Origin of the sequence: Streptoverticillium olivoreticuli subsp. olivoreticuli (assembly GCF_003391135.1) — a bacterium.
Taxonomy (GTDB): Bacteria; Actinomycetota; Actinomycetes; order Streptomycetales; family Streptomycetaceae; genus Streptomyces; species Streptomyces blastmyceticus.
This window is the reverse complement of sequence record NZ_CP031455.1, coordinates 2801142-2825249: the sequence shown is the minus strand read 5'-3', so window position 1 is coordinate 2825249 and position 24108 is coordinate 2801142. Positions and strand designations below refer to the sequence as shown.

At 73.1% G+C, this 24108-nt stretch carries 23 protein-coding genes; 5 read left to right on the top strand and 18 right to left on the bottom strand.

Annotated features, from left to right (window positions below):
- Positions 1 to 5: 5 nt before the first annotated feature.
- From DXZ73_RS11875 to DXZ73_RS11860, 4 genes are all read right to left on the bottom strand, one after another.
- Positions 6 to 1106 (bottom strand): glycosyltransferase family 2 protein, encoded by a 1101-nt coding sequence (locus DXZ73_RS11875; protein ID WP_240351312.1) that lies wholly within the window; start codon positions 1104 to 1106, stop codon positions 6 to 8.
- Positions 1103 to 1915, bottom strand: coding sequence for a glycosyltransferase family 2 protein (locus DXZ73_RS11870; RefSeq protein WP_116210970.1), 813 nt, complete (start codon positions 1913 to 1915; stop codon positions 1103 to 1105). Before DXZ73_RS11870 ends, DXZ73_RS11875 begins: the two co-directional genes overlap by 4 nt.
- A 411-nt stretch (positions 1916 to 2326) precedes the next feature.
- Entirely contained in the window at positions 2327 to 3421 is a 1095-nt protein-coding gene (locus tag DXZ73_RS11865) for a GNAT family N-acetyltransferase (RefSeq protein WP_116210969.1), read from the bottom strand.
- Between the two features lies 1 nt (position 3422).
- Positions 3423 to 3926 carry a hypothetical protein gene (locus DXZ73_RS11860; protein ID WP_240351311.1) on the bottom strand — a complete coding sequence of 168 codons (504 nt, stop codon included), beginning with the start codon at positions 3924 to 3926 and terminating at the stop codon, positions 3423 to 3425.
- Between the two features lie 344 nt (positions 3927 to 4270).
- Between DXZ73_RS11860 and DXZ73_RS11855 the strand changes: the two genes are divergently transcribed.
- Positions 4271 to 5077, top strand: coding sequence for an SGNH/GDSL hydrolase family protein (locus tag DXZ73_RS11855; RefSeq protein WP_116210967.1), 807 nt, complete (start codon positions 4271 to 4273; stop codon positions 5075 to 5077).
- Here DXZ73_RS11855 and DXZ73_RS11850 read toward each other — a convergent pair.
- Positions 5066 to 6760 carry a serine/threonine-protein kinase gene (locus tag DXZ73_RS11850; RefSeq protein WP_116210966.1) on the bottom strand — a complete coding sequence of 565 codons (1695 nt, stop codon included), beginning with the start codon at positions 6758 to 6760 and terminating at the stop codon, positions 5066 to 5068. The genes DXZ73_RS11855 and DXZ73_RS11850 overlap by 12 nt on opposite strands.
- A 242-nt stretch (positions 6761 to 7002) precedes the next feature.
- Here DXZ73_RS11850 and DXZ73_RS11845 point away from each other — a divergent pair, with 242 nt between their 5' ends.
- Positions 7003 to 7266, top strand: coding sequence for a hypothetical protein (locus DXZ73_RS11845; protein WP_116210965.1), 264 nt, complete (start codon positions 7003 to 7005; stop codon positions 7264 to 7266).
- A 116-nt stretch (positions 7267 to 7382) separates the two neighbouring features.
- On the opposite strand, the gene DXZ73_RS11840 is transcribed toward DXZ73_RS11845, so the two are convergent.
- Both DXZ73_RS11840 and DXZ73_RS11835 read right to left on the bottom strand, forming a co-directional pair.
- A complete protein-coding gene (locus DXZ73_RS11840) occupies positions 7383 to 8171 on the bottom strand; it encodes an ABC transporter permease (RefSeq protein ID WP_116210964.1) in 789 nt (262 codons plus the stop codon).
- Complete coding sequence (locus tag DXZ73_RS11835) at positions 8168 to 9136, bottom strand: ATP-binding cassette domain-containing protein (RefSeq protein WP_425315824.1); 969 nt, start codon at positions 9134 to 9136, stop codon at positions 8168 to 8170. The genes DXZ73_RS11840 and DXZ73_RS11835 overlap by 4 nt, the downstream gene beginning before the upstream one ends.
- Before the next feature lie 64 nt (positions 9137 to 9200).
- On the opposite strand from DXZ73_RS11835, the gene DXZ73_RS11830 reads away from it, so the two are divergent.
- Positions 9201 to 9935 (top strand): TetR/AcrR family transcriptional regulator C-terminal domain-containing protein, encoded by a 735-nt coding sequence (locus DXZ73_RS11830; RefSeq protein ID WP_116210962.1) that lies wholly within the window; start codon positions 9201 to 9203, stop codon positions 9933 to 9935.
- On the opposite strand, the gene DXZ73_RS11825 is transcribed toward DXZ73_RS11830, so the two are convergent.
- From DXZ73_RS11825 to DXZ73_RS11810, 4 genes are all read right to left on the bottom strand, one after another.
- The gene (locus DXZ73_RS11825; RefSeq protein ID WP_116215555.1) at positions 9930 to 11087 is read right to left on the bottom strand and encodes a type ISP restriction/modification enzyme; all 1158 of its coding nucleotides are present in this window, start codon (positions 11085 to 11087) and stop codon (positions 9930 to 9932) included. The two genes, DXZ73_RS11830 and DXZ73_RS11825, sit on opposite strands and share 6 nt — an antisense overlap.
- 112 nt (positions 11088 to 11199) lie before the next feature.
- Positions 11200 to 11949, bottom strand: coding sequence for a GntR family transcriptional regulator (locus DXZ73_RS11820; protein ID WP_116210961.1), 750 nt, complete (start codon positions 11947 to 11949; stop codon positions 11200 to 11202).
- A 40-nt stretch (positions 11950 to 11989) separates the two neighbouring features.
- A complete protein-coding gene (gene hmgA / locus DXZ73_RS11815) occupies positions 11990 to 13315 on the bottom strand; it encodes a homogentisate 1,2-dioxygenase (RefSeq protein ID WP_116210960.1) in 1326 nt (441 codons plus the stop codon).
- A 106-nt stretch (positions 13316 to 13421) separates the two neighbouring features.
- Entirely contained in the window at positions 13422 to 14036 is a 615-nt protein-coding gene (locus tag DXZ73_RS11810; protein WP_116210959.1) for a TetR/AcrR family transcriptional regulator, read from the bottom strand.
- Positions 14037 to 14485: 449 nt separating this feature from the next.
- Here DXZ73_RS11810 and DXZ73_RS11805 point away from each other — a divergent pair, with 449 nt between their 5' ends.
- Entirely contained in the window at positions 14486 to 15004 is a 519-nt protein-coding gene (locus DXZ73_RS11805) for a DUF2165 domain-containing protein (RefSeq protein ID WP_116210958.1), read from the top strand.
- A 17-nt stretch (positions 15005 to 15021) separates the two neighbouring features.
- Here DXZ73_RS11805 and DXZ73_RS11800 read toward each other — a convergent pair whose 3' ends face one another.
- The 3 genes from DXZ73_RS11800 to DXZ73_RS11790 all read right to left on the bottom strand — a co-directional run bounded on the left by DXZ73_RS11800 (position 15022) and on the right by DXZ73_RS11790 (position 18165).
- A complete protein-coding gene (locus DXZ73_RS11800; RefSeq protein WP_116210957.1) occupies positions 15022 to 16113 on the bottom strand; it encodes a Zn-dependent alcohol dehydrogenase in 1092 nt (363 codons plus the stop codon).
- Positions 16114 to 16174: 61 nt separating this feature from the next.
- Positions 16175 to 17593 carry an aldehyde dehydrogenase family protein gene (locus DXZ73_RS11795; protein ID WP_116210956.1) on the bottom strand — a complete coding sequence of 473 codons (1419 nt, stop codon included), beginning with the start codon at positions 17591 to 17593 and terminating at the stop codon, positions 16175 to 16177.
- A 110-nt stretch (positions 17594 to 17703) separates the two neighbouring features.
- Positions 17704 to 18165: a MaoC family dehydratase gene (locus tag DXZ73_RS11790; RefSeq protein WP_116210955.1), complete on the bottom strand. Its 462-nt coding sequence runs from the start codon at positions 18163 to 18165 to the stop codon at positions 17704 to 17706.
- Positions 18166 to 18266: 101 nt separating this feature from the next.
- Between DXZ73_RS11790 and soxR the strand changes: the two genes are divergently transcribed.
- Positions 18267 to 18812 carry a redox-sensitive transcriptional activator SoxR gene (gene soxR, locus DXZ73_RS11785; protein ID WP_116210954.1) on the top strand — a complete coding sequence of 182 codons (546 nt, stop codon included), beginning with the start codon at positions 18267 to 18269 and terminating at the stop codon, positions 18810 to 18812.
- Between the two features lie 103 nt (positions 18813 to 18915).
- Here the strand turns inward: soxR and DXZ73_RS11780 are convergent, their stop codons facing one another.
- The 4 genes from DXZ73_RS11780 to DXZ73_RS11765 form a co-directional block, all read right to left on the bottom strand.
- Entirely contained in the window at positions 18916 to 20358 is a 1443-nt protein-coding gene (locus DXZ73_RS11780; RefSeq protein ID WP_116215554.1) for an amidase, read from the bottom strand.
- Positions 20359 to 20449: 91 nt separating this feature from the next.
- Positions 20450 to 21061, bottom strand: coding sequence for a hypothetical protein (locus tag DXZ73_RS11775; protein ID WP_116210953.1), 612 nt, complete (start codon positions 21059 to 21061; stop codon positions 20450 to 20452).
- Positions 21062 to 21277: 216 nt separating this feature from the next.
- On the bottom strand, positions 21278 to 22564 hold the full coding sequence (locus DXZ73_RS11770) for a serine-threonine protein kinase (protein WP_205519155.1): 1287 nt from the start codon (positions 22562 to 22564) through the stop codon (positions 21278 to 21280).
- 103 nt (positions 22565 to 22667) lie between these two features.
- Positions 22668 to 24014 (bottom strand): erythromycin esterase family protein, encoded by a 1347-nt coding sequence (locus tag DXZ73_RS11765; RefSeq protein ID WP_116210951.1) that lies wholly within the window; start codon positions 24012 to 24014, stop codon positions 22668 to 22670.
- Positions 24015 to 24108: the final 94 nt, after the last annotated feature.

The following is a 24108-nucleotide window of genomic DNA, read 5'->3' as shown; positions in this document are numbered from 1 at the left end:
CGCACTCACGCGCCGGCCTCCTCGGGAGGGCCCGCTGCCGGGCCGTTCGGACCGTGCCCACCGTGCGGCTCCTCCGTCGGCGTGCCGCCCGAGGGCACTTCCGCGACCGCGAACCGGACCCCGCCGCGGCGCGCCCGGACGCTGCCGAGGGCATAGCCGCCCACCGTCGCCGCGAGCCCGGCCACGATCGCCCCGGCCCGGCCCGCGCCGCCCGGCCTGCCGAGCAGGGCGTCCCGCACGCCGCGCGCGACGCCCGCGGGCAACACGCGCGTGGTGTAGCGGCGCTCCGAGGACAGCCCCGACTGCGCCCCCACACTGCGGGTGACCAGGGCCTTGGACAGCCCTTCTGCATACGCCCGGGTGCGGAAGTAGCGGAAGCGCTCCCGCACGGCCGGCACCCGGTGGTGGATCACCGACCGGTCGTCGATCAGCAGCACCGCCTCCGGCATGGCCCGGGTCAGCCGGATGCACAGCTCCGTCTCCTCGCCGCCCAGCGGCAGCCGGTCGCCATCCCGCCCGATGCCGCTGGCGAACCCCCCGGCCAGGGTGAACGCCGACCTGCGGAAGGAGGCGTTGCCGCCGAGGACGTTGCGCACCCGGACCCGGCCGGGCGGCAGACCGCGATAGGAACAGCCCACCACCCAGTCGAACTCCTCGGGGAACCAGGCCGGCCTGCGCCGGGACTCCCACACCGGCTCCGTACGGCCGCCGACCGCCATCACCCGGGGGTCGGCATAGGCCCGCGCGAAGTGGCGCAGCCACTCCCGCTCGGCGACCGCGTCGTCGTCCAGGAACGCGATCACCTCGCCGGAGGAGGCGGCGATGCCGGTGTTGCGGCCCGCCGACAGGCCGCGGGGGCCCGCGTTGGCGAGCACCCGCACCCCGGCCGTCGCACCGGCGCCGTCGTCGCCGTACCGCTTGGCGAGGCGGCGCAGCAGCGCGGCGTTGTGGTCCACGACGACCAGGGTCTCCAGGGCGGGCCAGGACTGGTCGCGCACCGAGGCCACCGCGGCGAGGATGTCGTCCCAGCGGTCCTCGGTGTAGACACAGATGACCACCGAGACATCCGGCACGCCGGCCGGGCGGTGGTCGGGTGGGCTGCTCAAGAGACTTCCCTGCGGTTGGCGGCCGGCGCGATGGCGAGGCGGTGCGGGCGCCGGCGACGGGCGCCGTGCTCCTTGAGGATGACCTTCAGGACCCGCAGCCCGTCGCGCACGGCACGCAGATTGCTGGTGCCGTGGATGCGCACGAACTCATGGCTGGGGATCTCCTGGACCTTGAGGCCCGCCTTGACGACTCTGATGTTCATCAGGGTCTCGACCTCGAACCCGGCGCAGTCCAGGGCGATGTCGTCCAGGCAGTGCTTCCAGAAGGCGTTGTATCCGTAGCACAGATCGGTGTAGCGGGCGCCGAACTTGTGGTTGACCAGGGAGCACAGGACGCGGTTGCCGAGCTTGCGGATGGGCGTCATGTCGTCGGTGCCGCCGCCGTTGGCGAAGCGGGAACCCTTGGCGAAGTCCGCGCCGCCGACGAGCGCGGAGACGTAGCTGACGATCTCGTTGCCGTCCGCGGAGCCGTCCGCGTCGACCATCACGATGATCTCGCCCGTACAGGCCGCGAAACCCGTGATCAGCGCGTCGCCCTTGCCCTTGCCGCGCTGCTCGACGACCTTGACGTCGGGCCACAGCCCCCGGGCGACCGCGATGGTGTCGTCGGTCGAATTGCCGTCCACGAGGACCACTTCGTGGATCCAGCCCGGCAGCGTCTTGAACACGTACGGAAGGTTCTCCGCCTCGTTCATGGCCGGGATGACGACGCTCACCGGTGGCGCTATCGCGAGATGCGAGCTCACCGGGCGGTAGTGGCCGGCCGGCGCCGGCTCCTGATCGGTCGCAGGGCGAAGGAAAGAACTCATGAGTCGGATTTCCCTCTCGTCCGGTGGACCGCCCCCCGGCGGTCCAGTGGCTTATCCGGTTCGAAAAGGGGGTACTCGCCTCGCCCGACGCTGCCTGAAGCACCGTACGGCCAGGGTGAGTTGACAACGAAGACCGGTCGCGCGGTACGCGACTGAGCGACCGTGACTACCGAACGCGGCACCCCCCACCGCGCCCCGCCCCCGACACCATCGCGGCGCTCGAGCCCTCCCCTTGAGCCGCTGAAACCGATGGGCCGATGCGGGTGGATGTACGACGGTATTGATGGTTGAGACTGTATGGCAAGAGCTGGTGCGGTGACTCCTCCTTTGGGTGTTTTTTGCGCCCGTTTCACACGTCCGGTTGACGTAGTGCGCCGTCAACGGCGCACTACGGGGGCGCGCCCCCGCGCCTCAACTGCCCGCGCGGAACCGCCCCATGCGCTTGAGCAGCCGGTCCGCGCGCTCGAAGAGCTCCGGCCGGGCCAGCACCGTGTTGCGCAGGGCCCGCACCGGCGCGCGCCGGACCCGGTGCCCCAGGGCCACGGGGTGATGGCGCGTCACCCACCCTTCGGAGACGCTGAGTTCACGTGTCTTGAGGGAGTTCTTGTACGCCTTCTCGCCGCGCCCCAGGTCCAGGTAGGCCATCCCCGCGGCGGCGGCCCCCTCGGCCATCCGCAAGTGCAGCACCAGACCCGGCGAGTACTTCGCGAACGCCGGGTCGTACGCGGGGAACCAGCAGGCGAGCACCGGACCCGAGCACAGCCCGAAGTGCGCCGCGACCGGCCGGCCGCCGGCGTAGAGCACCGACAGCAGACCCGTGAACGACGCGCCGCGGGTGTGGAAGAGCTGCTCCACCAGATGCGAGATCCACGGCCGCGCGAAGCGGTCGCTGCGCCCCGTTCTTCGGTACTGCGCGGACTTCCAGCCGATCAGGGTGCCCAGCACCGTCGGGTCGCGCTCGTCGTGCACATAGCGCACCTCGCCGACGTCCCGGCCGAGCTTGCGCTCCTTGGCGAGGGTGGTGCGGGTGAACTTCGGCGACTGCTTGCGCAGCGCCGCCAGATAGGAATCGAAGCCCTGCTCGACATCGACCACGGGTGAGCCGTACGACCCGGAGGCGCCCACCTCGAAGGGCTTCTGCCCCTCCACCAGGTGGTCGAACTCCCACACCGAGAGCCCGCACGCGATCAGCAACTCCCGTGCGTCCCACTGGAATCCGGGGCGGTGGATCAGGCCCTGGGCGTCCGAGACGCCCAGGCCGATGGCCCGGCCCACCCCCATCGGCGAGCGCTGGTAGGGGAAGAAGGCCACCGGCTCGCCCTCTTCCCGCACGACCGCGATCCGGGCCCCGTGCCGGCAGCGGCCGACGGCCAGGGCGAACTCCGGTGCCAGGAAGGGGTTCGCGAGCTGTGGTGAGCCGTCCTCGACGGCCCGTGACTGCAGGGCGGACCAGGCCGCCCGGTCGGCCGCGGTGAGCTCGCCGGGCCGGTACACGCTGATGTTCACCTCAGGAAGCCCGACTTTTCGCCGCGCGGCCCCGGCGGTGCCGCGCGTGTGCCAGCAGGAACAGGAGGAGGCTGACGGCCGCGACGGCGGCGACGCCACCCCGCACTGTCCAGGTGTGCAGCGCGAGCATGACCTGTGCGATCAGCAGGTCGACGGCGACGGCGCCGCCGGCCGCCACCACGGAGCGGCTGAGCGGGTCGAGGCCGCGCAGCGCGGCCCCGATGGCACACGCCGGCGCGACTATCAGGAAGAACAGGGTGAACGGCGCGCGCAGCGGTGAGCCGATGTCGGCGAGCGCGAGCGCGGCGCCCACCCCCGCGATGGCCGTGGCGGCTCCCGCGATCATGGGAAGGGAGTCGCCGGCCGACGGCATCCCGCCGGCGCCGGTGTACTCCTGGGCCGGGGCGGCCGCTTCGGCGGGCGCGCGGGGCCCGGCGGGTCCGACGGCGGACCCGGAGGACTCGTCAGGTTCGGAAAGCTCAGACAGATCGGTCAGCTCGCTCACGCCGGTTGGACCAGTTGGATCAGTGAGACCGGTGGGATCAGTGAAGCTCTGCATTGGCGACTTTGCCCCCCGAAGCGCCGGATGCCAAGTTTCAATGTCGCGCAATCGGCGGAGGCACGTCAAGATGTGAAGGCCGTGCAAACAGACTCCGGTTACGCCATAGGTGAGCGAACCGGAGTCTTTCCGTCAGGGCGGCCCCCAGCGGAATCTGTCGATCCGTCAGAAGATCTCCACGAGACGATCGTCAAGCATTCACCTTTTCCATGTTCTTGTCATGGACACTTCCATCGCATGAGGGCGACTGCTACTACGGAGTAAGTAGCGCCCCTGGTAAAGGAGGTTCCATGAAGCTGAACAGAGTCGTGGGTTCCGTATCCGCGCTGGCGCTCACCGCCACCCTCGCCTTCCTCGGCGCAGGACCCGCCCAGTCCGCCGAGAAGACCGCAACTACCGGCTATGTGGCCCTCGGTGACTCCTACTCGGCCGGTGTGGGAGCCGGCAGCTACGACTCCGGGAGCGGTTCCTGCAAGCGCAGCACCAAGGCGTACCCCGCGCTCTGGGCCGCCGGGCACACCCCCGCGAGCTTCGCGTTCACCGCTTGCTCGGGCGCCCGAACGGGTGATGTTCTCAGCGGCCAGCTGGACCCGCTCGACGCGTCCACCGGACTCGTCAGCATCACCATCGGCGGCAACGACGCGGGCTTCGCCGACACCATGACGACCTGCGTGTTCAGCAGCGACAGCGGCTGCCTGGACCGGATCGCCCAGGCCCGCGACTACATCCAGAACACGCTGCCCGGCCAGCTGGACGGCGTCTACTCCGCCATCAGCGACAGGGCGCCCTCCGCCCACGTCGTCGTCATCGGCTACCCGCGCTTCTACAAACTCGGCGGGAGCTGTTTCGGCGGCCTGAGCGAGACCAAGAGATCCGCGATCAACGCCGCGGCCGACCACATCGACACCGTCATCGCCAAGCGCGCGGCCGACCACGGCTTCGCCTACGCCGACGTCAACTCCACCTTCGGCGGCCACGAGCTCTGCTCCGGCAGCCCCTGGCTCAACAGCGTGACCCTGCCCGTCGACGAGTCCTACCACCCGACCGCCGCAGGCCAGTCGCAGGGCTATCTGCCGGTCTTCGCCTCAGCCGCCTGACCCGTACGGAGCCGTCTCGCCGTACGTCCCGCCGTACCCCCCGCCGCCCGGGGTCGAGCCGCCCGCCGAGGGTGACCGGCCCGGCGTCCCCGAAGGGCTCCATGAAGGCGACGGGCCGCCCGTCGACGGCTTGTCGCAGCGCACCGTGAACGACACATGAGAGGAGGTCAGCTGCTGCGGGCTCTTGACCTCGACGGCGATCCAGTCGTCGCCCGCGTCCGACGGGCCGCGGTCCGACTCCACATGGCTCAGGGTCTGCGTGCGGGCCGAGGTGAAGCGGAGCGTCCGCCAGCCGCCGTCCGCGACTTTACCGCTGCCCGTCACCCAGCGGTAGACGACGTCCACCGGGGTGCGCCCCACGGCGACGGACGCCTTGAACGCCGGCGCGGACCCCGCCGGGGGCGGGCAGGTGCCGGTGTACTGGTCGCGCTGCGCGGTGACCGTGACGCGCACCCCGTAGTCGGCGGAGTCGCCGGGGGAGGCGGCCGAGGCGGCGGAGCTCCCGGGGCCGGTGGCCGGTGGCGCGCCCGCGTCGCGGCCGTCGGCCGAGGAGGCTCCGCCGGCGGACGCCGTGCCGCCGGAGTCCCCGCCGCCGCGGGTGAGCGCCCACACCAGACCGCCCACCAGCAGCGCGGCGACCAGGGCGGCGACGATCAGCACCGTGGCGGTCCGCCGGTGCTGCCCGTCGGGCTCGGGCCCCGGTGCCGGACCGGCGGCCGCGGGGCCGAAGCTCCCGGGAGGGGTGTGGGCCCCGGCGCCCGCGAGCGGCGCCGGGGCGGCCGGGTGCGCCGGGACCGTCGGCGCGTGGGAGACGGTGGGCGGGGCATCCGCCCCCGCGGGGCCCTCCGCGACCGCGCGCAGCATCCGCTCCGCCTCGGCCGCGTCGAGCCGCCGCTCCGGCTCCTTGCGCAGCAGCCCTTCCAGTACGGGTGCGAGCGCGCCCGCACCGCGCGGCGGCGGCAGCTCCTGGTCGACCACGGCCCTTATCGTGCTCAGCGGGGTGTCCTGGCGGAACGGCGAGAAGCCCTCCACCGCCGCGTAGAGCGTCACCCCCAGCGACCAGAGGTCCGAGGCGGGGCCGGGCGGCCGCCCGAGCGCCCGTTCGGGGGCCAGGTACTCGGGCGAGCCCACCAGCTCACCGGTCCTCGTCAGCGCCGAGCTGCCCGCGACCGTCGCGATCCCGAAGTCGGTGAGCACCACCCTGCCGTCGTTCGCCAGCAGCACGTTGCCCGGCTTCACGTCGCGGTGCAGCACCCCCACCTGATGCGCGGCCCGGAGCGCGGCGACCGTCTCCGCGCCGATGTGCGCCGCGCGCGCGGGCGTGACGCAGCCCTGTGCTTCCAGAACATCGGCGAAGGAGAGGCCCCGGATCAGCTCCATGACGATCCAGGGGCGGCCGTCCTCGGTCACCACGTCGTAGACGGTGACGACATTGGGGTGCGATATGCGGGCCGCCGCCCGGCCCTCGCGCTCCATCCGGGCGTAGAGCTGCCGCACCTCGTGGTCGAGCAGCCCGGCCGGGGCCCGCACCTCCTTCACGGCCACCTCGCGGTCCAGCACCTCGTCCCGCGCCCGCCACACCACGCCCATACCACCTTGGCCGAGCCGGTCCAGCAGTCGGTACCGGTCCGCCACCACCCGATCGCCCTGGTCGCCGTACCCGGCTCCGGAATTCCCGCTCATCGACGGGCCCCCTCCCGCAAGAGAGCAATTCGGGGTGAATGTACCGCAACGGAGCGTGATTGCCCCCCGTTCCGCGCATTCCGGCCCGAGTCAACTAGCGCCCAGTGACGGCAGGTTCACGCCAGGTTCGTCAACGCCCTTGACGGAGTGGTGAATACGGCCCGCCGATGCGCGGGTGACGGAATGGGGCGGTAGGGTTACTCTGCCTGGGCCGGGGTGCCTCGTACGGGTGGGGAGTTTCGATGGATCAGATAGCAATGCGCGGCAGGCCTCGAGTGCCTGCGATCAACTGCAACAGCGGTGCGACCAGTGCGCGCCTCGACCGCCATCTCGCGGTGCTGGGCGGACCCGCCCTGCCGCAGCGGGAGGTCGAGAACGCGACCCTGCTGATGCGGGAGCTGACCGCGCGCGACCGCGCGACGACCAAGCAGAGCAGGACCGCCAAGGTCTCGCTCCTGGCGCCGCTCAGACGCCTGCGCCGCTCACTCTTCGGCAACCACGGCTGACCCGGACCCCGGCCCGGATCACAGAGCCACCCACCACTCCGACCCGGCTCAGCGCCGTCGGCCGTACGCCCTCTCCCCAGGGCCGGCCGGACGGCGCTGTGGCTTGCCCGGGGCCGTCAGGCCGCGTCGCGCCCGTACCGACGGACCGTCAGCGGCACGAAGACCGCCAGCAGGACCGCGGACCAGGCGAGCGACGCCGCGACGGGGTGCGCCACCGGCCAGGGTGCGTCGGCTGACGGTCCGCCGTTGCCGAAGAGGTCCCGCGCCGCAGTGACCACCGCGCTGATGGGATTCCACTCGGCCGCCGTGCGCAGCCAGCCGGGCATGCCGTCGGTCGGCACATAGGCGTTCGACAGCAGCGGGAGCATGAAGGTGGCGGCACCCAGCTGTCCCGCGGCCTCCTCGGTCCCCACCACCAGCCCGAGGTAGTGCCCCAGCCAGGCCGTGACCAGCCGGAAGAGCAGCAGCAGCGAGAAGGCGCCGACGGCACCGGCCACCCCGCCCTCGATGCGCCAGCCCACCGCGAGCCCGCACAGCGTCAGCGGCACCATGCCGAGCGCGGCCAGCACGACATCGGAGGCGGTCTGCCCGGCCGGGATCGCGAAGCGGCTCATCGGCAGGGTGCGGAAGCGGTCCATGACGCCCCGCTGGGAGTCCTGCGCGGAGGCCAGCATCGCGGTCATGACGCCGTTGACCGCGGTCGCGGCGAACAGTCCCGGCACCAGGTAGGCCCGGTAGTTCCCGCCGCCGTCCAGCACCACCGCGCTGCCGAAGACATAGCCGAAGAAGAGCAGCATTGTCACCGGCACGGTCATGGTGATGACGAACAGGCCGGGCGCGTGCTGCATCCGCCGGAGGTTGCGGCCGAGCATCGACCAGCTGTCGGACAGGGCGAGCGTGGTCATGCGAGCGCCTCCTCGGCGTCGGTGAGGGCGGCGGCGGGGGCGGTGAGACGCAGGAAGACCTCGTCCAGGGTGGGCCGGCGCAGGGTCGCGTCGACGACGGGCACGCCCGCGGCGTCGAGTTCGCGCACGATGCGCGGCAGGGTCAGGTCCGGGTCGGTGGTGGCGGCACCCGCCGCGCGGCGTCCGGCGTCGAGCGCCGCGGGCCGGCCGGTGAGGCGGCCCAGTACGACGGCCGCGCCCGGCAGCGCCGCGGCGTCGGCGACGACCACCTCGGCGTACGCGCCGATCTCCGCCTTCAGCGCGGCCGGCGTGCCGCGGACCGTGACCCGGCCCCGGTCGATGAGCGCGATGTCGTCGGCCAGTTGGTCCGCCTCCTCCAGATACTGCGTGGTCAGCAGCACCGTGGTGCCCGCCAGGGTCAGTTCGCGGACGACGTCCCAGATCGCGGTGCGGCTCGCGGGGTCGAGGCCGGTCGTGGGCTCGTCGAGGAAGAGCACCCGCGGCCTCGTGAGCAGGCTCGCGGCGAGGTCGAGCCGCCGCCGCATCCCGCCGGAGTAGGTGCGGGCGGGCCGGTCCGCCGCGTCGCCGAGCGCGAAGCGGTCCAGCAGCACGTCGGCGCGGGCGCGCGCCACCGCGCCGCCCAGCCGGTGCAGCCGGGCGAACAGCCGCAGGTTCTCCCGCCCCGTCAGATCCGTGTCCACCGAGGTGGACTGGCCGGTCACCCCGATGGCCCGGCGCACCGCGGCGGGGTCCCGCGCCACGTCGTGCCCGGCGACCTCGGCCCGGCCCCCGTCGGGCGCGAGCAGGGTGGTGAGCAGCCGGACCGCGGTCGTCTTGCCCGCGCCGTTGGGCCCGAGCAGCCCGCACACGGTGCCCTCGGGCACGGCCAGGTCCAGCCCGCGCAGCGCGTGGACCTGGCCGAATCGCTTCTCCAGACCCTCACTAAGTACAGCGTACGTAGTCATGGAGGTGACCATACTCCACTACGTACGCTGTACGTAACTACGATGGGGGGCGAGGTGATGATCGATGACAGCCAGCGGTCGCCCGTCCGGGCCCGAGGTGATCTGGGCGCGCCCCGAACGCGCCGGCCGCGGCCCGCGCCCCGCGCACACCCGCGCCGAGATCGCGGCTGCGGCGGTGCGCGTCGCCGACGCCGAGGGGCTCGACGGCGTCTCCATGCGGCGCGTGGCGGCCGAGACCGGCTGCGGCACGATGTCGCTGTACAACTACGTGCCGCGCAAGGAGGACCTGTACGAGCTGATGGTCGACGCCGTCGTCGCCGAGTACGAGTTCCCCGACGCGCCATCGGGCGACTGGCGCGCCGACCTCAAGGCGCTCTGCCGGCAGACGCGCGGCATCATGCACCGCCACCCCTGGGTGCCCCGGTTGATGTCGCCCGCCCACGGCTTCAGCCCGAACGCGCTGCGCTACTTCGAATACGCCCTGTGGGCCATGGAGGGGCTGGACGTCGACAACGGCACCAAGGTCGAGCTGCTCGCCATGCTCAACGGCGTCATCACAGCCTATGTCTCCAACGAGCTGTCGACGGCCGAGCGCGCCCGTACCTCGCCGTACTCGCCCGAGCAGGAACAGGCCGCCCGCACGGCCTACATCATGCGGGTGCTGGCCGGTGGCGCGTACCCGCGCATGGCGAAGACGCTGACCGAGGGGCCGGGGAGGTTCGACCCGGACGAGGTGTTCGCCCGCGCCATCGACCGCGTCCTGGACGGCTTCGAGGCCGAGAGCCGCCGCGGCTCATAGCAGCGCGAACTGCCCCTCCGGGCCCTCCTCCTGATGGCCCAGCACCGTCGCGGGCCGCCGGGAAGAGGGCGGCGGCGGGAGCACGCCCGCCCGGCGCAGCCCCGCGGCGTCCGGCCCGCTGTCCGGCACCGGCAGTGGACGCCGGACGGCCGGCTCCGCCAGCAGCGCCAGGACCGTGATCAGCTCCAGCAGCTCGGACGTCCACTCCGGCGGCCAGGCCGCGGGCCGCACGGCCTCCAGCGTCCCGGGCCCGCCCCGCTCCGTACGCTCCGCGAACCAGCTCTCCAGCACCCGCACCCCGCCCGCGCGGAACTCCCAGGCGCCCACCGGCACCGGCGCGATCCTGCCCTCACCCAGCCGCAGCGTCTCCTCCGCCGGGTCGTACTCCAGGCTCCCGGGCAGCCCCGGTGCGAGAGCGGCACGGACGTACGGCCTCCGGCCACCCGGCAGCCGGGGGCGTTCCCCCGGCGTGGGGGCGCACCGCGCGCCCCGGGTGTGCAGCCACAGCGCGCGGCGGCCCAGTGCGACCCCCTCTTCCCACAGCCGGGGCGAGGCGGTCAGCGGCACGGTGGTACCGGCGCGGGAGGGGCGGGCGACGGCGGCGGTCCAGGCGAGGAAGTCCTCGGCGGACACCGGCCGTCCGAGGCGGCCGGTGAGGTGGTCGAGGAGACCGGGCGCGAGATTGGGCTCCAGGCCGCCGGGCCGCCGGTGGAGCGGCCGGATCCGGCCGGGCCTGCCGCCGGGGGAGTGCCCGTCGGGCAACAGGGCCGAGAAGGCCGGGCCGTCCGTGCCGGGCGCCGGGTCAAGCAGGTGGATCTGATGGCCGTCGGCCACCCGCCACAGCTCCGGCCGCGCCGCGTCGACGAGCCGGTGGTCGGGCAGCAACCACTGCTCGTCGTACGGCCCGTGGGCGATCCGCACCGGCTCGGGACACGGCCCCACCTCGCGCGCCAGCCGCCCGGTCGGCGTGGCCTGGCCGGGCAGCTGCGGGACGGCGCTGTGCGGCGTGCGGGAGCGGGTCGGGCGGAAGAGCGCGGCGCGGGCGGCGGGGTCGGCGCCCGCGAGCGCGGCCCAACGGGCCTTCAGCGAACCGGGATCGGGGGCCATGATCCACGCGCGGCCGAGTCTCAGCGGCGCGACGGACCAGGGCATGAGGTCGTCCAGCAGCGGCGCGCCGTCGGGCTGAGGGGTGGTCACGGGCCTGCTCCTCCTCGATCCGCACGGTCGGGCCGGGGCATCGTAGCGGGGGCGGCCCACGCACCGGCTACGGCGCGTCCACCGTGACGGTGAAGGAGAAGCGGTCGCCGCGGTAGTGGATGCGGGCCACGTCCACCACCCGGCCGCCCTCGTCGTACGTGACCCCCGTGTAGTAGAGGATCGGGCTCAGCAGCGGCACCTGGAGCAGCCGCGCCGTCTCCGGGTCCGCGAGCCGCGCCTCGACCGTGTCCGTGATGCGGCTGATGCGCACGCCCACCGCGTCCCGCAGCACCTTGGTCATCGGCCAGCGCTCCAGATCGGCGAGCTCGATGCGCTCGGCGAGCTCGGGGCGGACGAGGTTCTCCGCCCAGTTGGTGGGCTCCCCGGTCCGCTCGTCGCAGCGCAGCCGCCGGTAGGCCACCGCCTCGTCGAGACCGGGGAAGTGCTCGGCCAGCTCGGCCGGTACCTTCTCCGGGCCGTGGCCGAGCACCTCCGTCCGCTCCCCGGACTGCTGGGCCACGATGGCGTCCACCGAACCGAGCAGCCGCACCGGCGAACTCCGCCGCGCGCTCGGCTCGATGAAGGTGCCGCGCCGCCGGTGCCTGCTGATCAGCCCCTCGGTCTCCAGCTCCTTCAGCGCCTGCCGCATGGTGAGCACGCTGACGCCGTAGTGCGCGGCGAGCGCGTCCTCGGTGGGCAGCCGCAGCGGATCGTCGGCGCGCCGCCCGAGTATCGAGGCGCGCAGTGACTGCGACACCTGATACCAGAGCGGCAGCTTCCGGTTGAGCGCGACGGAGTCGGGGGCGAAGGTGGTCACGGAGAACTCCGGCTCTACGGCTACGGCGGCTGGTGGACCATCACCGGCGGTAATGGCGCTCCAGACCCTGCCACACGTCGTCGTAACCCGGCTGAAGGTGGTCCGCCGTCCTGGCCCGCTCCGTCGTCATGACCGGCCAGCGCGTCTCGAACATGAAGGCCAGCCCGTCGTCCACCTTCTGCGGCCGGAGCTCCGCCGCGCTCGCCCGGTCGAAGGTCTCCCGGTCCGGCCCGTGCGCCGACATCATGTTGTGCAGCGACCCGCCGCCGGGCAGGAAGCCCTCCGCCTTCGCGTCGTACGCGCCCTCGATCAGCCCCATGTACTCGCTCATCACGTTCCGGTGGAAGTACGGCGGCCGGAAGGTGTCCTCGCCCACCAGCCAGCGCGGCGCGAAGACGACGAAGTCGACTCCCGCCAGGCCCGGGGTGTCCGACGGGGAGGTGAGCACGGTGAAGACCGACGGGTCCGGGTGGTCGTAGCTGATCGACCCGATCACATTGAAGCGCCGCAGGTCGTAGACGTACGGGACGAGGTTGCCGTGCCAGGCCACGACGTCCAGCGGCGAGTGGTCGTAGGTCGCCGACCAGAGGTTGCCGCAGAACTTGTTGACGACCTCCACGGGGCGCTCGACGTCCTCGTACGCGGCGACCGGCGCCAGGAAGTCCCGGGCGTTCGCGAGCCCGTTGGCGCCGATCGGCCCGAGCTCGGGGAGCGTGAACGGCTGCCCGTAGTTCTCGCAGACGTAACCGCGGGCCGACCCGTCCGGCAGCTCCACCCGGAACCGCACCCCGCGCGGGATCAGCGCCACATGGCCGGGCTCGGCGCGCAGCAGTCCGAACTCCGTCCGCAGCAGGAGCGCCCCGCGCTCGGGGACGATCAGCAGCTCGCCGTCCGCGTCGCTGAACACCCGGTCCGTCATGGAGGCGTTGGCGGCGTAGAGGTGAACGGCCATGCCGGTGCGCTGGGTGACGTCGCCGTTGCCGCCCAGCGTCCACAGCCCGGCGACGAAGTCGGTGCCCTCGGCGGGCTCGGGCAGCGGGTTCCAGCGCAGCCGGTTGGGGTCGGGCACGGAGTCGGTGAAGGGGGCACTGCTGATGTTGCCGTTGCCGGTCCGGGTGAACGGCGGGTGCGCCGCGGAGGGCCGGACGCGGTAGAGCCACGAACGCCGGTTGGTGTGCCGGGGTTCGGTGAACGCGGTCCCGCTCAGCTGCTCCGCGTACAGCCCGAGCGGCGCCCGCTGCGGAGAGTTCCGCCCGTGCGGCAGTGCCCCGGGGACGGCCTCACTGCTGTGCTCGTTGCCGAAACCGGCCGAGTAGGCCAGTGCTCCGGCGGCCTTCCGGGCCTGCTCGTCGCCCGTATCGCTCATCGCGTGCTCCCCGCGCCGATGGATTCCTATGGGAGACCGTAGGATTCCGCGCCGGGCGAGTCAATGGATCAGGGCCGTGGTGCGCGATTCGGCCCGTCGGCGTTCGTCAGCCGGTGTGGCCGACCATGCGGAGGACCAGGTCGGCGTAGAGCTCGCCCACCTCGTCCGGGGTGCGCTTGCCCTCCGCGTTGAACCAGCGGGCCACGTCGATGCACAGGGAGAGCACGGCGAGCGTCGTGCCGCGCACGTCGGGGACGTCGAAGTCGCCCGTCGCGACCCCGTCCTCGACGATCGCGCGGACCGCCGCGTCCGTGTCCCGGCGCAGCTCGACGATCTCGGTGTAGTGCTCCTCGCCGAGCGCCCCCAGCTCGTACTGCACCACGCGGGCGGTGGTGTGGTGCTCCGCGTGCCAGCGGACGAAGGCCCGTACGGCGCGGGCGAGGCGCTCGGCGGGGGTGCCGTCGCGGTCCCGCTCCCGGCGCAGGATGTCGAGGGCGAGCCGGTGTCCGACGCTGCTGATGCGGTAGAGCAGCTCTTCCTTCGTCCGGTAGTGGATGTAGAGCGCGGCGGGGCTCATGCCCGCGCGGCCGGCGATGTCGCGGGTGGTGGTGGCGTGATAGCCGCGTTCGGCGAACGCGGCGACGGCGGCGGTCACCAGCCGGCGCGCGGCGTCGGGCGTGACCTCGGCCCACTCCTCGCTGTGCGTGTGCTTCGCGTCCATCCCGAGCCCCCGCTCTTCGGCTGCGCCGCGGACTGCCCGTCGGCGAGACGAACACCATACCCTTGGGGCTGAGCAAGCGCTTAGGCTGTGGCCTGGGCGACTCCCACTCCCCGCCGTTGCCGGGCCCGGCCCCGGACCCTCGTTCGCGTGCGGCCCGGCGGGCTTCTTCCCCATCCCCGCCCCTTCCCGAAACCGGGGGAAGCCCCCCAGACCCCCGAAGCGGCTGCGCCGCTTGTCCTCAAACGCCGGACGGGCTGATTTCGCGGACCGTAGCCAACGAAATCAGCCCGTCCGGCGATTGAGGACGCGCCCGCAGGGCGCTCCCGCCGCTGGGGGCACCTCCCAGCGGTAGCTGGGGGAGGCAACACACCCGCACTGTTCGCGTATACCGCCCACGACACGGGCATGCATCCCGCAGGGGCAGGCGCGCGCGAGGGCGGGAGACTCACATGGCGAGCAAATGGCAAAGGCAGGCGCAGCGCATCGGCACGCTTCAGGTCGTCGGGCTCGCGCTGACCGCGACCGTGGCGTTGTACACGGCACTCGTCGCCTTCGGCAACATCACCGACTTCGGCACCAACCGGGAGTTCGTCCGGCACGTCCTGGCGATGGACACGACGTTCAAGGACGACGACCTCATGTGGCGGGCGATCACCGACCACGCCCTGCAGGACATCGCCTATGTCGCCATCATCGTCTGGGAGACCGTCGCCGCCCTCGTGCTGATCACCGGCACCGCGCTCTGGGTGCGCGGCCCGGCGGCGCGCAGGGCCGCCCGGCGCGTCACCACCGTGGGGCTCGTGATGATCCTGCTGCTCTTCGGGATGGGCTTCATCGCGATCGGCGGCGAGTGGTTCGCCATGTGGCAGTCCGCCAAGTGGAACGGGCTCCAGGCCGCCGAGCGCAATTTCGTCGTGGCGGGCCTGGTGCTCCTGCTGATCCATCTCCCGGTGCGCGACGATGCGTGAGGCGGCGCGCCCCCTGTTCACCCTTCCGGGAAGACCACCAGCGACCGGCCGCCCCGCCCCGCCAGCATCGCGTCGAACGCCTCCGGGATGCCGTCCAGGCCGATGCGGTCGGTGACCATCGCGGACAGGTCGAACCGCCCGGCGCGCACATGCCCGGCGATCACCGGGAGATCCTCCGCCGGGTCGCTGTTGCCGTAGACGCAACCCGACAGCGTACGGCCGAAGTGGAAGAGCTCCAGGGCCGTGAACGTCACCCGCTGGTCCTTGCCGCCGATGCCCACGACCGTGGTGCGGCCGCCCCTGCGCGTGGACGACCAGGCCGTACGGATCGCCTCGGCGCGGCCCGCGCACTCGATGGCCACGTCGGCGCCGTGGCCGCCGGTGAGTTCACGGATCCGCTTCGCGGTGCCGTCGCCGGCGACGAGGAAGTCCGTGGCACCGGCGGCGCGCGCCAGCTGCTCCTTCTCCGGGGACACGTCGACCGCCACGATCGTCCCCGCACCGGCGATCCGCGCCGACTGCAGGGCTGCCAGGCCCACCCCGCCGATGCCGTGGACGGTGACGGACTCCCCGGCGCGGACCCGTGCCGAGTGGTGCACCGCGCCGTGGCCGGTGAGCACCGCGCAGCCCAGCAGCGCCGCCTCCGCCAGCGGCACGCCCTCCGGCAGGGGGAGGGCGGCGCTCGCCCGGACGACCGTCTCCTCCGCGAAGACGGCGGTGCCGAGGCCCGGGTGGAGCGCGGTGCCGTCCTCGGCGAGCGTGGCGTACGGAACGGTGGCCGCCGCGCCGGCGCCCGCGCACAGCCAGGGCTCGCCGAGCCCGCAGAAGTGGCAGCTGCCGCAGGAGGGAGCCCAGTTGAGCACCACTCTGTCACCGGGCTTCACGTGCGTGACGCCCTCGCCGACGGCGCTGACCGTGCCGGCTCCCTCGTGCCCGAGCACGGCGGGGACGGGCTGGCGGAGCGTGCCGTTGGAGAGGGACAGGTCGGAGTGGCAGACGCCGGCGGCGGCGAGCTTGATCCGCACCTGCCCTTGGGATGGGGCGGGGAGGTCGATCTCGGCTATGCGCAGGGGAGTGCCGGTGGAGTGGAGGACGGCGGCGCGGACCATGGTTCGGGTTTCCTCTCGGTGGTACGAGTCGCGGCGGAACCGGCGGGGCGCCCCGGCAGGGTCAGAACTGGAGGGACTTCGTCTGGAGGTATTCCGCCAGGCCGTGCGCGCCCAGCTCGCGGCCGACACCCGACTGCTTGTAGCCGCCGAACGGCGCCAGGATGTTGAAGCGGCCGCCGTTGATCTCGACCTGCCCCGCCTCCAGGCGGCGCGCGAACGCCGCGGCCTGCTCCTCGTCCGCCGCCCAGACGGCCGCCGCGAGCCCGTACTCCGTGCCGTTGGCGATCCGCAGGGCCTCGTCCTCGTCCTCGTACTTGAGGAGCGAGAGCACCGGGCCGAAGATCTCCTCCCGGGCGATCGTCATCTCCGGGGTGACGTCCGCGAAGACCGTCGGGCGGACGAAGTAGCCCTTGTCCCGGCCCTCCGGCGCGTGGGAGCCGCCGGCGACGAGCCGGGCGCCCTCCTCGACGCCCTTGTCGATGTAGCCGCGGACGCGGGCGTGCTGCTTGGCGTTGACGACCGGGCCGACGCGGACCGCGGGGTCGGTCGGGTCGCCGGGCACGAACGCGGCGACGGCGGCGGCCGCGAGGGAGACGGCCTCCTCGTAACGGTCGGCGTGGACGAGCAGCCGGGTCAGGGCGTTGCAGGACTGCCCGGCGTTGCGGCACACGTCGGCGACATTGGCGGCGACGGCCTTCTCCAGATCGGCGCCGGGGAGGACGACGTTCGCCGACTTGCCGCCCAGTTCGAGGGCGACGCGCTTGACGCCCGCGCCCGCGATCGCGCCGATCCGCCTGCCGACGGCGGTGGAGCCGGTGAAGGAGACCAGGTCGACGCCGGGGTGCTCGGCGAGCGCCTGACCCGCGACCGGGCCGAGGCCGGTGACGAGGTTGAAGACGCCCGCCGGAATCTCCGCCGCGGCCACGCACTCCGCGAACAGCTGGGCGGTGAGCGGCGTGTCCTCGGCGGGCTTCAGGACGATCGTGCAGCCCGCCGCGAGCGCGGGGGCCACCTTGTTGACGATCTGGTGCAGCGGGTAGTTCCACGGCGTGATCGCGCCGACGACGCCGACCGGCTCGTGGAGGACCGTGGAATTGCCGATCCGCTCCTCGAAGGCGTACGTGGCGGCGAGTTCCGCGTACGACCCGGCGACGGCGACGGGCACCCCGGCGTGCACCCGCGTGGCGAAGCCGATCGGCGAACCGAGCTCGGTGGTGACCGTCGCGGCGATCTCGTCCTGCCGGGCGGCGAGCTGGTCGCGCAGCGCGGCGATGCGCTCGCCCCGCAGCGCGGGCGGGGTGGCGGCCCAGCCGGGCAGGGCGGCGCGGGCGGCGGCGACCGCGGCGTCGACGTCCTCGGCGGAACCCGCGGGCACACTGGCGACGACCTGCTCGTCCGCGGGGTTGACGACCTCGATGGTGCCGGTCCCGACGGCGGGCCGCCAGCTGCCACCGATGTACATACCGTCGTGCGCGATCACGGGCCATCTCCCTGCGGTGTCGGTGCCTTGACGTTCCGTACGGAACGTCGCCGTCCGACCTCAACCTAACGCCGCGGGATTCGGGGCACCAGAGGCCCCCGGACGGCCCCTCACCACGTGAAGCGGCTCACCGACTCCGCCACGCACACCGGCTTGTCGCCGCCCTCGCGCTCGACCGTCACCGCCGTCGTCAGCTGGACGCCGCCCTCGACCTCGGACACCCCGGTGATCACCGCCCGCGCGCGCAGCCGCGAGCCGACCGGCACGGGAGCGGGGAAACGGACCCTGTTCAGCCCGTAGTTGACGCCCATCCGCACGGGCGAGATCCGCATCAGGAGCGGCACCAGGGACGGCAGCAGGGAGAGCGTGAGATAGCCGTGCGCGATCGTCGTGCCGAACGGGCCCGCCGCCGCGCGCTCCGGGTCCACGTGGATCCACTGGTGGTCCCCGGTCGCCGCCGCGAAGAGGTCGATCCGCTTCTGGTCCACCTCCAGCCAGTCGCTCGGGCCGAGCTCCTCGCCGACCGCCGCCCGCAGCTCGTCGGACGAGGAGAAGATCCGGGGTTCCGCCATGCCGCTGCCTCCCGTGCACGACCATTGTTTCCAAGCGCTTGCTCAGAATGTTCGGCCCTCGTCACGATGTCAACGCCCACCGCTGACGTAAGGTCGGACGCGTGCCGCAGATTCCTTTCGAGGTCCATGAACTCACCGTCGGACAGCTGTCCGCGCGCAGCGGCGCGGCCGTCTCCGCGCTGCACTTCTACGAGACCAAGGGCCTGATCAGCAGCCGCCGGACCGCGGGCAACCAACGGCGCTACGACCGTGACGCGCTGCGCCGCGTCGCCTTCATCCGGGCCGCGCAGCGCGTCGGCATCCCGCTCGCCACCATCCGTGACGCGCTCGACGGGCTGCCCGACGGGCGCACCCCCAACCGGGAGGACTGGGCGCGGCTTTCGGAGCTGTGGCGTGAGGAGCTCGACCGGCGGATCGAGCAGCTCGGCCGGTTGCGGGACCACCTGGACGACTGCATCGGGTGCGGGTGCCTCTCGCTGAAGAGCTGTGTGCTCTCCAACCCGGACGACGCCATAGGAAGGCTCGGCAGCGGTTCCCGCCTGCTGGTGGAGGGCCGGGGCCCGTCGGACAGCCAGGGCGGTCGGCCCGCGGCCGGGGCTCCGCCCCGGACCCCGGACGGGCCGGATTGCGCACCCAACTTCAGCTGAATCAAGCCCGTGGGGGCACCTCCCAGCAGTAGCTGGGGGAGTTTGAGGACACGCGGCGGAGCCGCGGCAGGGGGTCTGGGGGCTTGCCCCCAGAAGCCCCGGGTCACCACATCGGAGGTCGCCGCGCAGCCCACGGCTTGGCCGACTCCAGCTGTGCCGACAGCGAGATCAGCGTCGCCTCGTCCCCGTACCGGCCCGCGAGCTGGATGCCGATCGGCAGGCCCTGCGCGGTCCAGTGCAGCGGCACGCTCACCGCGGGCTGCCCGGTCGCGTTGCACAGCGGGGTGAAGGGCGTGAAGGGGACCAGGCTCGCGAACTCCGCCGCCGGGTCGTCGTCGTTGCGCAGCGCCCCCACCGGCAACGGCGGCCGGGCGAGCGTCGGGGTGAGGATCACGTCGTAGCCGGTGCCCGGTGTCTGGAGGCCGTCGGCCACCAGCTGGGTGAACTTGCGCAGCGCGTACAGGGCCCGCGCCAGCTCCGGCCCGCCGACCTGTTCGCCGCGCTCGCGCAGATGCCGGGTGAGCGGCGTGAGCAGGTGGGCGCGGGCGTCCGGTACGGGCTGGACCGCCGCCAGCACCCCCCACACGCGCGTGAACGCCTCGGCGAGCGCCGGGTCGGCGGGCAGGGACAGCTCCTCGACCTCGTGGCCGAGATCCCTCAGCAGGGCGGCGGCCTCGTCCGCCGCGGCGCGGCAGTCGGGGTGCACCTCCACGCCCGGCACCGGGGGTCCCGCCAGTTGCACCACCCGCAGCGGCCGCGGGGCGCGCCGCGCGTGGTCGGCGAAGGTCTCGCCCGCCGGCAGCGGGGGCACGCCGTACGGGTCGCCCGGCTCCGGGCCCGCGAGCACGTCGAGGAGCGCCGCCGCGTCGGCGACGGTGCGGGCCAGCGGCCCGGAGGTGGCGAGCCCGGTGACGTCGTGCAGCACGGGGCCGGAACTCACCCTGCCGCGGCTCGGCTTGATGCCGAAGAGCCCGCACACCGACGCCGGGATGCGGATCGAGCCGCCGCCGTCACTGGCGTGCGCGAGCGGCGCGAGCCCGGCCGCCACCGCGGCGGCCGCACCGCCGCTGGAGCCGCCCGCGGACCGGGTGAGGTCCCACGGGGTGCGGGCGGGCGGCGCGATGTCGTTCTCCGTGTGGGACGGCAGGCCGAACTCCGGGGTGTTGGTCTTCCCCAGCAGGATCGTCCCCGCCGCGCGCAGCCGCGTCACCACGTGGTCGTCCACGGCCGGTATGTGGTCCGTCAGCGTCGCCGACCCCAGCGTGCACCGCACGCCCGCGACGAAGTTGAGGTCCTTCACCGGCACCGGCACCCCGTGCAGCGGGGACAGCGCGCGCCCCTCGCGGCGGGCGGCCGCCGCCTCGCTCTCGGCGTCGGCCGCCTGTTTCCGGGCGATCTCCGGGGTGACCGTGATGAACGCCCCCACCGACGCGTCCAGCCGGTCGACGCGCTCCAGGTAGTGCTCGGTCAGCTCGACGGGCGAGACCTGTCCCGCCCGTACCGCCGCACCCTGCTCCAACGCGGTCAGATCGTGCAGCTGCGCCATGCCGTCCGCCTTCTCGTCGCCCGGAAAAGCCGTGTGCGCCGCATCCTCGCACCACGGACGGCCGGCGGTCACCACCTCCTGCTCCGCGCGGTCACACCACCGCGTACCGGTCCTCGAACGTACGGCGCCGCGCGGCCGCCAGCGCCCCGGCGGTGAGCACGGGCACCGGCACCACGATGCCGCAGTCCGTGCAGACGGGCCCTTCCGAGGGGTAACGCTCCAGGTCGGAGCGCCATTCGAGCTGCTCCTGGCGGCACACCGGGCAGGCGTCCCCGGGTCCGGTCTCCATCGCGGCGATCACCCGGCGCAGGACGTCGGCGAGCCGCGGGGCGGGATACACCATGGGGCTCACACAGGGCACGACGTCACAGCCGCCCCAGGTGTTGCGGTGCCAGTCGTCCACCCCGCAGGGCTGGCGGATGCCGTCGTGCTTCTCGCGCTTGCGGCGGTCGGCGAAGGACGCCTCATGGGCCAGCCAGACCGCGCGGGCCTCCTCCAGTTCGGTCAGCGCCGCGATCAGCCGGGCCGGATCGGGGGCGCGGTCCTCGGGGTCGAGCCCCGCCAGGGCGCACAGGTGGTGCCAGGTCGCCCGGTGCCCGTAGGGGGCGAAGCGTTCGAGACATTTGCGCAGGGAGGTCCGTCGCAAAGCGATGGAGTTCCGTGGATTGCGCACCTCTCGTGCGAGTGCTCTGAAACCGGCCACTGCATCCCACCTCCGACTGCGCGGACTCGGATCGACATGGAAGGGACGTAACGCGTCGCGATTCGGATCCATCGGGACGTGCCACGCCGCCGACTCCGCTCTGCTACCCCGAAGTCGTGCACAGATGTGGGGCGGGTGGGAGATTGCGCGGAGGTGGCGGATCCGCGACCTCCGCGCGGCGGACGCCCTGTTCGGGCGCGTACGGTTCCGGGGCGCTCAGCGCGTGATGCCCCCGGCCAGCAGGACCACGCGTGCCAGCTCCTCGTGGCAGATGTCGCCGTGCGCGCCCGACGGCGGCCCGCCGTGCGCGACGACCGCCGAGGCGTCGACGTTCACACAGCCGTACGCCGGGAGCCCGCCGGCCGGCGCCCGCGCGATGGGGAGCCCGGCGCAGGCGTCCACGGACTGCATGCCGTCGTGCCCCAGCGCGCCCCAGCGGGTGTCGTCCAGGCCCAGCACCGAGTCGTCGTCCCCACAGGCCAGGGACGCGAGCGGGTACAGCACCCCGAGCGCCGTGTCGTGGCTCGAATAGCAGCACACCAACGGCCCGTTCACCCGGTCGTACAGCCCGCTCAGCGCGCCGCCCCGGTCGCTCGCGAACGGCAGGCTCGTCGCGAACGCGTAGTGCGAGAAGGCCCCCTGCAGCAGCGTGACGGAGAAGACCGGCGAGGCGCCGTCCGGGAGCCCGCCCAGGGCGAACGACACCAGCCGCGCGCCGAAGCTGTGCCCCACCAGATGCGTCCGCACCCCCGTGCCGGAACCGGCCAGCAGGCCGAGGAAGGGGCCGAGCCCGTGCTCGCCGACGACGCCCGCGCGCCGCTTCATCGTGTAGTACGAGAGCTGCCGCAGCAGTTCGTACGCCCCGTGCCACAGCCGCTTCAGGCCGCTGCCGAGCAGGTCGGACGGCAGGGCGCCCATGCTCGCCAGCGCGGCGGAGAAGCTCTCGCACACCGTCCGCGCGTCGGCCGTGAGGATCGCGGGCAGCGGGCCCGGCCCCAGGTCGGGCACCCCCGGCGGCGGGTCGGCGACCAGCCCGCGGGCGGTGGAGACGAACTCCTCCAGCCGCGCCGGGTCCTCGGGCCGCTGCGCGAGCAGCTCCGACAGCCGGTCCACCACGGCCTCCTCGCACGGCAGGATGCGCACGAGCGCGTCCCGGGTGGCCGGATCGAGCCCGGCCCCGGGCGGGGCCGCGGCAGCCACTGAGGACGGGAAGTGGGGGATCGGCTCGTCGGGGAAGTCCATCGACGGCCAGATCACCCCCGCGTAGCCGAGGCGCTTCCCGCCCGCGGCCCCGGTGAGCAGGCCGGGGAAGGGCGCGAAGAACCGGTCGTACAGCCGGGTCGCCGTCGACCGCTCGTTGTTCCAGCCGTGCGCGAACACCACCAGGTCCGTGACGCCCGCCCGCGCGACCCCCTGCACCAGGGCGTCCCGCTCGGCCGGATCCACGTCCCCGTCCTTGTCGAACGTCAGCTCCCAGTAAGGCTCCACACTCATGTCCGGCATGGCAGGTCCCCCTTGTGCGGCCAGATGCGCGGGCATCGTCCCGCTGTCAAGGGGGCCTGTCCAGCCGTGCGGCACGGTTTCACACTCCCGTGCCGCACGGGGCTCAGGGAGCCAGGAGGTCCGCCGCCCGGATGCGGTGGAGATGGATGAGGATGTCGTACGCGCGGCCCAGCGCGGTCTGGTACTCCGGCGTCGGATAGTCCGTGCCGATGTTGCGCGTCGGCCGTGCCACGTCCAGCCAGGCCCGCGCGGCGGCGGGTGCCGTCCGCATGTCGAGGACGTAGTTGCGGTGGGGCACCTTGTCGAGCGTGTACTCGTTGCTGCCGGGGGCGGCCGGCGGGACGGTGACGACGCGGGTGGGCTGCCCGTCCTGCATGGCGTTGAGGGAGCCCGCGTCGAAGGTGAGCCGCACGTTCACATAGCGCGGGCCCAGCCGGTCCCGCAGGAAGGCCCCTTGCACCTTGGGGTAGTTCTTCGGGTCGTCGGTCACGTAGGAGACGTGCGCGTTGTGCGCGGACAGCAGGATCTTCCGTCCGGTCCGCTCCTGCCACCAGACGGTGTTGGCCGCCATCGTCTCGTCCCGGTAGCGCATGCAGTCGGCGACCTGCTTCGGGTCGTCCAGGTCGAATTCGTACATCCCCGCCACCTGCGCGATGGCCCGCGCGTGCTGCACCGCCCACGCGAAGTCGTCCCGGCTGCCGTCCGGGCGCTGCCGCGACAGCAGGCCGAGGGCCTCGCGCGCGTTGTCGGCCATGGCGCGCCGCTCGCCCATCGGACGCTTGAGGTAGTCGTTCATGTAGCCGTCCACGCCGGTGCCGGGCGCGGGCCGCTGCACGCGGTACAGCTCGGTGAAGCGGGGCAGCAGCGCGGGGTGGTGGGCGCGGACGTAGTCGGTCACCTTGTCGAAGAGCGCGGGCCCCGCGTAGGCCGCGTCGTCCCCCATGAACCGGACCTTCTTCGCGTGGCTCGTGTTGTACGCGCGCATCCACTCGATCAGGTCGAGATATTCGCGGGTGTTCCACATGCGGTACGAGTTCTGGAACTCCTCCCGCATGATCTGCCGCGCGTCGCCCTTGCCGTGCAGCACATAGTCGTCGAGCCGCACGCCCGCGCTCCAGTTCGCCTCCAGGGCGAAGGTGGTGAACCCCTTCTCCTCCACGAGGTAGCGGAAGACGCGGTGCTTGTTGGTGAAGAACTCGTGCGAGCCGTGCGTCGCCTCGCCCAGCCCCACCACCTTGGCATCGCCCACCATGGCGCCCAGCGGCCGCAGGTCCCGCAGGTCACCCGTGGGGTCCGTGGTGCGCAGCGGACGGGCGGCGCGGGTCAGTGCGGACACCGGGTCGGCGGGAACGGGCCGCGCCGCGGCCGGCCGCTCCGCCGCGAGCGTGCCCAGCGCGGCCAGCAGCGGGAGGGCGAGCGCGGACCGGCGGGAAAGCCGTGCGGAAACCATGGGGAACACTCCAGGAGATCGATCGGAACTCTCCCGGTCACCCTCCGTTCCGGGGCGCACCCGCCACCATCCGGTGCGCCCCCCTTCCCGGGTG

Bases quoted from the DNA above. Each gene is read 5' to 3' on its own strand.
- DXZ73_RS11830 (WP_116210962.1), top strand. From the start codon at position 9,201: ATGACAGCCAGCGGTCGCCCGTCCGGGCCCGAGGTGATCTGGGCGCGC.
- DXZ73_RS11800 (WP_116210957.1), bottom strand. From the start codon at position 16,113: ATGGTCCGCGCCGCCGTCCTCCACTCCACCGGCACTCCCCTGCGCATA.
- DXZ73_RS11835 (WP_425315824.1), bottom strand. From the start codon at position 9,136: ATGACTACGTACGCTGTACTTAGTGAGGGTCTGGAGAAGCGATTCGGC.
- DXZ73_RS11765 (WP_116210951.1), bottom strand. From the start codon at position 24,014: ATGGTTTCCGCACGGCTTTCCCGCCGGTCCGCGCTCGCCCTCCCGCTG.
- DXZ73_RS11810 (WP_116210959.1), bottom strand. From the start codon at position 14,036: ATGGACGCGAAGCACACGCACAGCGAGGAGTGGGCCGAGGTCACGCCC.
- DXZ73_RS11850 (WP_116210966.1), bottom strand. From the start codon at position 6,760: ATGAGCGGGAATTCCGGAGCCGGGTACGGCGACCAGGGCGATCGGGTG.
- DXZ73_RS11805 (WP_116210958.1), top strand. From the start codon at position 14,486: ATGGCGAGCAAATGGCAAAGGCAGGCGCAGCGCATCGGCACGCTTCAG.
- DXZ73_RS11870 (WP_116210970.1), bottom strand. From the start codon at position 1,915: ATGAGTTCTTTCCTTCGCCCTGCGACCGATCAGGAGCCGGCGCCGGCC.
- DXZ73_RS11790 (WP_116210955.1), bottom strand. From the start codon at position 18,165: ATGGCGGAACCCCGGATCTTCTCCTCGTCCGACGAGCTGCGGGCGGCG.
- hmgA (WP_116210960.1), bottom strand. From the start codon at position 13,315: ATGAGCGATACGGGCGACGAGCAGGCCCGGAAGGCCGCCGGAGCACTG.
- DXZ73_RS11845 (WP_116210965.1), top strand. From the start codon at position 7,003: ATGGATCAGATAGCAATGCGCGGCAGGCCTCGAGTGCCTGCGATCAAC.
- DXZ73_RS11840 (WP_116210964.1), bottom strand. From the start codon at position 8,171: ATGACCACGCTCGCCCTGTCCGACAGCTGGTCGATGCTCGGCCGCAAC.
- DXZ73_RS11855 (WP_116210967.1), top strand. From the start codon at position 4,271: ATGAAGCTGAACAGAGTCGTGGGTTCCGTATCCGCGCTGGCGCTCACC.
- DXZ73_RS11770 (WP_205519155.1), bottom strand. From the start codon at position 22,564: ATGCCGGACATGAGTGTGGAGCCTTACTGGGAGCTGACGTTCGACAAG.
- DXZ73_RS11780 (WP_116215554.1), bottom strand. From the start codon at position 20,358: ATGGCGCAGCTGCACGATCTGACCGCGTTGGAGCAGGGTGCGGCGGTA.
- DXZ73_RS11825 (WP_116215555.1), bottom strand. From the start codon at position 11,087: ATGCCCTGGTCCGTCGCGCCGCTGAGACTCGGCCGCGCGTGGATCATG.